This is a genomic window from Arenimonas aestuarii (assembly GCF_054781715.1).
In genome coordinates this window covers 183430-192552 of record NZ_BAAGTW010000005.1, presented here as the reverse complement: position 1 = coordinate 192552, position 9123 = coordinate 183430, and the positions used below count along the sequence as shown (strand labels likewise).

The 9123-nt window shown below is 69.6% G+C and carries 2 protein-coding genes and 1 rRNA gene; all 3 read left to right on the top strand.

Features of this window, described 5'->3' with window-relative positions; genetic code table 11:
* Positions 1 to 84: ribosomal RNA gene (gene rrf, locus ACYVJH_RS09655) — 5S ribosomal RNA — on the top strand; the annotation flags it as partial.
* A 186-nt stretch (positions 85 to 270) separates the two neighbouring features.
* The gene (locus tag ACYVJH_RS09650) at positions 271 to 4674 is read left to right on the top strand and encodes a Calx-beta domain-containing protein (protein ID WP_460454432.1); all 4404 of its coding nucleotides are present in this window, start codon (positions 271 to 273) and stop codon (positions 4672 to 4674) included.
* A gap of 43 nt (positions 4675 to 4717) precedes the next feature.
* On the top strand, positions 4718 to 9115 hold the full coding sequence (locus tag ACYVJH_RS09645; RefSeq protein ID WP_460454431.1) for a reprolysin-like metallopeptidase: 4398 nt from the start codon (positions 4718 to 4720) through the stop codon (positions 9113 to 9115).
* The last annotated feature ends 8 nt before the right edge of the window (positions 9116 to 9123 follow it).

Genomic DNA, 9123 nt, shown 5'->3' with positions numbered 1-9123 from the left:
ATCCCATCCCGAACTCGGAAGTGAAACGCAGCTGCGCCAATGGTAGTGTGGCCTAAGCCATGCAAGAGTAGGTCATCGCCAGGGGCTTTACCCCTAAAACCCCCGCCAACAGGCGGGGGTTTTTCTTTGCGCAGGAGAAACCCCGTGGCGCGTCCGCGCCGCCGCACCGCCTGCACGTTCCTGACTGAAAGCTGAGCGGGTGGGCTTGCCACATCCACCGGCTGGGGGTATCTGCTTGATGCATCCCTTCCGGAACACGCCGCGCAGCCGATGTCCAAGCCCGTCCTCCATTTCTGGCTGCCCTTGCTCCTGTTGGCCCAGGCGCCCTGCATCGCGGCCGCAGCCCCGAGCCTGCTGTTCCCGGATACGACCCGGAAGGTCGGCGTCAGCAAGGACCCCGAACAAACACGGCCGCTGCTGGCGGTCACCGTTGACCGCCGGATGCTGGAGGCCAGTGCCCAGCCCGGGCAGGCGTTGCGGTCGGGACTGCCCGACGACGAACGCCGGGTGCGCTTCGTGCGCAGCGAACGCCGGCCTGACGGCTTGCTCACCTGGATCGGTGAGGTGGACACCGACCTCGGCCCGCAGTCCGTGGTGTTCACGGTGGGCGACGGCATCGCCTTTGGCCACCTTCCCGCCAAGGACGGCCGTGCGGCCCTGGTGCAGACCGATGCCACCGGCACCTGGCTGGTGCCGGCCGACGCCGATGGCCTGGTCGTGGAACCCTTTGGTCCCGACGTGAGGCTGCCGCCCGAGCCCGATGCGGCATCGCGCCGGCTCCGGCTCGCCCAGGAGGCCCGCAAGGCCGGCGGCGAGCCGGTCATCGACATCGTCGTCGTCTACACCGGCTACCTGCTCGACCTGTGGGGCGGCGATTCGATCGTCCGGGCGCGCATCGCCCAGCTCGAGGCCCTGACCAACCAGGCCTATCTGGACAGCCAGGCCAATCTGCACGTCCGTGTCGTCGGCATGCATCTGGTGGATTACGCGCTGCGCAACGACAATCCGGACGCGCTCGACGACATGACGCTCACCAGCAGCAAGCCGATCAAGGTCGAGGTCGACCGCCTGCGCGAGCAATACGGCGCCGACATGGTCGCGATGTTGCGGCATTTCGACCGTGCCCGGCACACCAACTGCGGCAACGCCTGGCTGCTTGGCTACCACGGTGGCGCCTACGACCCGGCGCGCGGCTTCTCGGTGACCGGCGACCGTGGTTTCGGCCGCGAGGCGTGCAGCGAATGGACCTTCACCCATGAGTTGGGCCACAACCAGGGCGCGGCCCACGACAACGAAACGACGGAAGGCGACTACGGCGCTTACACGTATTCGCGCGGCTACCGCCGGACGCTCGACCCGGTGCACGGCTTCGCCACCGTCATGGCCTACACCGAGTCGCCGCAGGTTCGAATCGGGGTGCTCTCGAATCCGCGCATAAGCACCTGCATGGGCCAGACCTGCGGTGAGGAGAACCAGGCCGACAACGCGCGTGGCCTGGGCCAGTCCGCGCCGATCCTGGCCGCGTTCCGCAGCGCCCGCGATGAAACCCTGCCGGGCATCTTCGTCTCCGACGTCCGGGTCCCGGAGGGCAGCTTCGGATTCAGTCCGGCCACGTTCACCGTCAGCCTGTCGCGACCCGCTCCGGGGCCGGTCAGCTTCGGGGTGTTCACCAGCAACGCTACCGCGGTCGCCAACGGCGACTACACCGCCATGGCGCAGGACGACCTGGTCATCCCGGCCGGCCAGACCCAGCTCACCGTCCAGGTCCAGGTGCGCGGCGACAGCGTCAACGAGCGCGACGAGCACTTCGCCCTGAACCTGCGCGACGTGGTCGGTGCCGTGGTGATGGACGGACAGGGCGTCGGCACCATCGCCACCGATGAGAGCCTGCCCACGCTGTCGATACTCGACGTGCAGGTGCCCGAGGGCGACGCCGGCACCACCGACGTGGTGTTCACCGTGATCCTGTCGCAGCCGTCCACGGGCCTGGTGTCGTTCGAGGCCCAGTCCCACGCCTTCGCGGCAGACCCCTTCACGGCTGCAGAGGGCGAAGATTTTGATCCTGTCCTGGTGCAGGGCCTGAGTGTTCCCGCCGGCGCCACGTCGGCCCAGTTCACGATCCCCACGAAGGGGGATACCCAGGCCGAGGAAGACGAACGTTTCTACGTCACGCTTTCCCACATCACCGGGGCCCACGTCGGCGACGACAATGCCCTGGCCACGCTGCTCGACGACGACAACGGTCCCAGCGACCAGCCGCGCCTGTCCATCGGCAATGCCGCGGTCAGCGAGGGCAACGCCGGCCAGCGGCTGCTGAGGTTCCCGGTGCGCCTGACCCAGGCCAGCACCACGCCGGTGACCTTCGACCTGCGTACCGTCGACCGCTCGGCCTACGCCGGCAGCGACTACCAGGCCCGCCAGGACACCGGCCTGGCCATCGCGCCCGGGCAGACCCTGCTCTACTACGACGTCGCCGCCTTCGGGGATGTCGACGTCGAGGCGAACGAAACCATGTCGGTGGTGCTCAGCAATGCCAGCGGCGCCCGCGTCACGCGTGCCCTGGCCTACGGCACCCTGCTCAACGACGACCTGCCCGGTGCCGGGCTCGCCGCCCGCGACGACCGCTACGTGCTGCGCGAGAACGCCGGGCCGGTGCTGCTCGGCGTGCTCGACAACGATGCCTTGCCGGATGGGTTTGCAAGCACCGGCCAGATCCAGCTGCTCGATGCGCCGACGCGGGGCACGGCCACGATCGATACGGCCGGCACCACCACGCCGGCGGACGACACCGTGCGCTACCTGCCGACGGCCAACACGTCCGGCGCCGACAGCCTTCGCTACCGCGTGTGCGCCGCGCCCGGAACCTGCGCCGAGGCCCGGGTCCGGCTGGTGCTGCGCCCGCTGCCCGATGCCCTGCTCGAGGCCGACGCCAGCGCCGGCTTCCAGGACGTCATGGGCGAGGGCCTGCGTCCGCTGCACTCGCTGCGTTTCAGCGCAAGCCCGCTGGTGGCGCCGGTGGTCGAAACGCTCGAAACGCTGGCAGACACCAGCCCCGGATCACCCTGGAACGACCAGAACAACGGCACCGCCTTCACCGTCATGGACGTGCCGGCCAGCCCGGCGGGCACCTGGCGCATCGTCGCCGACCTGCGTTCCGCCGTGACCGGAACGCTGGACCTTTACCTGGGCCGGGACACCAACGGAGACGGCCTGCCGTCCGCCGGCGAGGTGGCCTGCGTGTCGGCGATGAACGCCCCCGTCGAACGCTGCGAGCTCGAGGTCGCAGCCGACGGCGGGACGGCCGTGCCGGTGTGGTTCATGGCGCACAACCGCGGTTCGCGCGTGGACCAGGCCCGCCTGGAAGTTTTCATGGTGCCGCCCGGCGCCGATGACGCTGGCCTGATGGCGACCGGTCCGGGCCGGCTGGCCGGCGGCGAGTCCTTCTCGCTGCGCCTTGGCTGGCGCGACCATGGCCTGTTGCCCGGGGAGGCCCGCGTGGCCTACGTGGACGTAAGCAATGCCGGCACGCCGGTCGGCAGCTTCCCGGTGCGCGTGGACCGCATCAACCCGGTCAACGCCGCGGTGCCGCTGAGCTCGGGTCGCGCGGTGACGATGCGCCTGGCCGCCGGCGCCGCCCAGGACCGCGTTTTCATTGACGTGCCTGCCGGCGCCAGCCGACTCGACGTGCAGACCAGCAGCGGGCAGAACGTCGACCTGTATCTGGCGCCCGCGCCGGCACCGGCCTCGTCGCCCGGCATAACGCCGGCTCCCGCGCGTGCGCAGGCCGTCGCTTCGGCCGTGGGCGCCACCGGCAACGAAACCCTGTCGGTCAGTGGAGGAAACCTGTCACCGGGTCGCTGGTACGTCACGCCGGTGAACCCCGGCGGCGGCGACGCCAGCTTCAGCCTGACCGCCACGGTCGTGGGCGCCGCGCCGATCGTGCGGCCGGGCAGCTACTTCAATGCGGCGCGGTCAGGCCATGGCCTTTTCCTGTACCCGGCGGGCAATCAGTGGGCCGGTCTCTGGTACACCTACCTGCAGGACGGCTCCAGTACCTGGTATTACCTCCAGGGCCCGGCCCCGGGCGCCACCGGCGTCTGGACCGGCGAGCTCTACCGCGCCGCCTGGAACGGAACCAGCAACCACCTCACTGCCGTCGGTCGCGGCATCGTCACGCCGACCGGGCCGGATGCCTTCCTCTTCAGCTATGAGCTCGACGGCCAGGCCGGCTCCGAGCCGCTTGCCGCACTGGGTCGCGGCTGTCCCAGCCTGGCAGGCCAGCCACTCGACGCCAGCTCGCACTGGTTCGACCCGGCGCGCGCGGGCACGGGCTACAGCGTGCAGCTGTTCCCGGACTACGAATTTTTCGCAGCCTTTGTCTACGACGGCCAGGGTGTTCCGCGTTTCCTGACTTCCGAAGCGCCGAATTTCCTGGGCGCCGATGCGACGATCGCGCTGGAGCAACTCACCGGCTTCTGCCCGCTGTGTGAGCGCAGCGGCGCGCCCGCGCGGGCCGATATCGGCACCCTGCGCCGGCGGTTCGACGCCAATGGCCTGGTGCAAATGGAACTCGACGCCATCTATGCCAACGGGGTGCCGGGGGCCTGGTCGGGCAACGATGCCGTGCAGCCGCTGGGCGGTGCCGGAACCACGCAGGGGTGCGCTGTTCCCTGACGCTTGGTAAAAGGTGAGTCTGAACCTGGACGGAGATGGGACCTTGCGCCTCGCCCTGTTGTGCCTTGCCCTCATCGCCACGTCGCCACTGGCTGGCGCCGCCACCGTGGCCTACGAACAAGGCCCTATCCAGCCAGCCGCTGGAAAAGCCACCGCCGCGGGCGCCGCCACCGGTACGCCCGTCAGCGTAGACCAGGTCCAACTGGCCGCCGCCCGGCTGGGCGATATCGTCTCGTTGCCCGGAACCGCGGGCCAGGCGGTACCGGCGACGGTAAAGCGGGTGCACCGGCGCGACGACGGAACGCTGGTCTGGACCGCCGGCGTGCAGACCAGCGCGGGCGAACAGACGGCGACGCTGGTCGTGAAGGACGGCCATGCCTTTGGCTGGATTCCGCAGGCCAGGGGGCCGGCGCTCCGGCTTGAAACCCGCCACGGCATTTCTCGCATCCTTGAGGACGAGGAAATCGCGCGGCCCGCCGGCCCCGACGTCCTGCTGCCGCCGGAGCCGACGCCGGCCGAGCGTGACCTGCGCAAGCGCCAGGAAGCCACCAAGGCCGAAGGCACGCCGCGACTGGACGTCCTGGTGGCCTACCAGGCGTCGCTGGTGGAGGTCTGGGGCAGCGTCGCGGCCGTGCAGACGCGCATCACCTACCTCGAGACGATCACCAACCAGGCCTACGTCGATACCGGCATGGACCTGGAGATCCGCGTCGTCGCCACGCACCTGGTCGACTACCCCGCGGACACCAACAACAACACCGCGCTCTATGCGATCACCGACAGCTCCAGCCTAGCGATCAAGCAGGAAATCGATCGGGTGCGGGTCCAGTACGGGGCCGACCTGGTCAAGCTGATGCGCAACTTCGACCGGGTCAACCAGACCAGCTGCGGCGTGGGCTGGCTGGGTGGTTACCACGGCAACCCCTTCGTTCTTCGCTACGGTTTCAGCGTCACCGCCGACAAGGGCTTTGGCACCGACGGCTGCGGTGAGTGGACCTTTTCGCACGAGATCGGGCACAACCAGGGCGCGCACCACGATTTTGACACCGCCGGTGGCGATTACGGCGCCTTCGAGTACTCGCGCGGCTACCGCCAGACGCTGCCCGACGACACTGGCTTCGCGACCATCATGGCCTACAGCACCGGCCCGCAGAACCGCCTGGGCAGGTTTTCCACGCCGGACCTGAGCGATTGCCTGGGCCAGCCCTGTGGCATCGCCGACGAAGCGGACAATGGCCGCGGCATCGCCGAAACCGCCGCCCTGGTGGCCGGGCTGATGCCCGAAGCCAGCGCCGGCGCAGCGCCCACCCTGAGCCTGGACGACATCGAGGTGACCGAAGGCAACAGCGGCCAGCGCACCGCGCGCTTCACGCTGCAGCTCAGCGCCGCTTCGGCCTCCCCGGTGTCGGTGTCGCTGGCCACGGCGTCGGCATCGGCGACGTTCACCGACTACGTGCCGCGCAACTTCAGCCTGCTGATCCCGGCGGGACAGACCGCCGTCACCCTGGACGTCGGCGTGCGCGGCGATACCCTGGTGGAGCCGGACGAAGTGTTCGCGCTCAATATCCTGTCGGCTTCGGGCGCCGGCATCGCCAAGGGCCAGGGCGTGGCCACGATCCTGAGCGACGACCCGGTGCCCACGCTTTCCATCCCGGATTTCTCGATCGAGGAAGGCGACGATGGCGTGCGCGAAGCGGTGCTGACCGCGACGCTGTCGCATGCGTCCAACCAGCCAGTGCGGTTCGACGTCGAAACGGGTGCCAGCTCCGCGTCGGCGTCCAGTGATTTCGTCTACGCGAACCTGCAGGACCTCGAGATCCCCGCCGGCGCCACCTCGCTGCAGTTCAGCGTGTCGGTGCTCGGCGACTCCGTCGAGGAAAGCGATGAGTCCTTCTACGTGGCGCTGGGTGGCCTGACCGGCGCCCGTGTGGACGACTCCATCACCTGGGTGCGGATCCTCGACGACGATTCGGCCAGCGAGCCGGCGCGGCCGCTGCTGTCGGTCGAGTCGCGATCGGCGGTCGAGGGCAACGCTGGCCCGCAGCCGGCGGACGTGCGCGTGTTCCTCGACGCCGCCGCGGCCCAGAATGTCTCGTTTTCCTTGCTGGCGCAGGGCGTGACCGCCACCGCCGGCGTGGATTTCGACGCCGCCGGGCTGGGCAGCCTGCAAATTTCCGCCGGCCAGACGGAAGTGCAGGTGCCGCTGTCGATCATTGGCGACACCCTCGACGAGGCCGATGAAACCCTGCTGCTGCACCTGGGCAACGTGGTCGGCGCCACGCCATCCGGCCAGGCCGGGCTGGTGACCGTGCTCGATGACGATGGCGCTGCGCAGACGTCGCCCCATGTTGCCCGCGATGATCGCGTGGTGTTGGTCGAGAACGCGCCGGCAACCGGCATCGCCGTGCTGGCCAACGACGTCTTCGCCACCGCCGCGCTGCAGGGCGGCAGCCTGGTGATCGTTGAACAGCCCGTCTACGGCAGCGTGCAGGTCAACACCAACGGCACCTCGGGCACCGTCGCGGACGACAGCCTGGTCTACACGCCGCCGGCGGACGCCTTCGTCGAGGACAGCCTGGCCTACCGCCTGTGCGACGTTGGTGGCCGCTGCAGTGAAGGCCTGGTGCAGGTGCTGGTGCGGCCGTCGCTGGATATCCAGGTTGATTCCGAGAGCGGCACCGGTTTCATCGACGTGCCAATGGACGGGCTGCGTGCCTGGTCCGACCTGCGGATCGAAAGCCGCGGTCATTCGTCGGCCTGGCTCCAGCAGGTTTCGCTGGCGGCCGACCCGACGCCGGAAAGTCCGTGGGACGGGCAGGGCACCCAGGCTTTCCACTACCAGATTTCCTACCCGTCCTTCCCGGGCAACGGCGATCCGCCCTTCCGGGACCATCGCGATTTCGCCCACGTGCGGGCTGCGCCCGGCGCGGACGTCGACGTGTACATGGGCATGGACGACAACGGCAATGGCCGCGCCGATCCGGAGGAAACCCGCTGCACCGCGGCCATGGGCGATGCGCTCGAGCGCTGCGAGCAGGGCGTGCGCGTCGCGATTAACGATGGCGAAGGTGCCTGGGTGCTGGTGCACAATCGCGGCGCGGTGCCGGTCGAGGCCGAACTGCACCGGGCCACCGTCATCCAGAGCCGGCCCTTCGGCACCGACGACGGCTTCGTGGCGACCGGCCCCGGCGTGATGCCGGCCGGCGAGGCCTTCCAGGCGCGGGTTTCGTGGAACCTTCCGTCCATGGGTTTGGGCCAGGCGACGATCGGCCTGGTGGCCCTGGAACACCGCGGCACTGGCGACCTGGCCTACTTCCCCGTGCGCATCGACCGAACGCAGGATCGACCGGGCGCCGGCATGGTCCGGCTCGATGGACGCTGGGTATCGCGGACGATCGGCGCGGGGCTGGCCGACGAGCAGCTGTTCCTGGACCTGCCGCAGGGTGTGTCCAGCCTGCAGCTGTCCATCCAGGGCGGGCCGGTGGACGTCTACCTCGCGCAGGCCGCACCGGACAACGGCAGCGCGGAGATCGCGCCGGCGCCCGCCCGGGCACAGGCGCAGCATCACTTCGCCGGCGTCGCCAGCGACACGATCAACCTGGGCGCAGCCGATCTCGCGCCGGGGCGCTGGTACGTGACCCTGGTCAATACGTCCGGGGAAACGCAGCAGCTGAGCGTGTCGGCGACCCACCAGGCGCAGTCGGCCGCGATCCCGCGCGGCAGCTACTTCAACCCGGACCGGTCCGGGCATGGCTTGTTCCTGTATCCGGCGGGCGATGCGATCGCCGGGCTCTGGTACACCTATTTCCAGGATGGAACGTCGACCTGGTATTACCTGCAGGCCACCGATCCGGGAACCACGGGGCAATGGCAGTCGCCGCTGTATCGCGCCGCGTGGAACGGCAGCAGCAACGAGCTGACCGTGGTCGGCGAGGTCGCCGCCACCGTGCTCGACGACGGGATCATCTTCAGCTATCGACTGGACGGTGAAACCGGCTCGGAGACGTTCCAGCCGCTGGGGCAGGGCTGCCCGACGCTGGCTGGCGCCCAGCTCGATGCCAGCTCGCACTGGTTCGACCCGGCCAGCGCCGGCACCGGCTACAGCGTGCAGCTGTTCCCGAACTACGAGTTCTACGCGGCCTTCGTCTACGACGGCCACGGCGTGCCGCGCTTCCTCACCTCCGAGGCGCCGAGTTTCCTGGGCGCCGATGCGACCGTGTCGCTGGAGCAGCTCACGGGCTTCTGCCCCCTGTGCGAACGCACCGGCGCGCCCGCGCGCACCGACATCGGCACGCTGCGGCGCCGGTTCGACGCCAACGGCCTGGTGCAGATGGAGCTCGACGCCATCTACGGTGGCGGCGTGCCGGGCAGCTGGACCGGCAACGACCTGGTCCAGCCCCTGGGCGGGCCGGGCACCACCCAGGGCTGCGCCGTGCCCTAGGTGGCCCG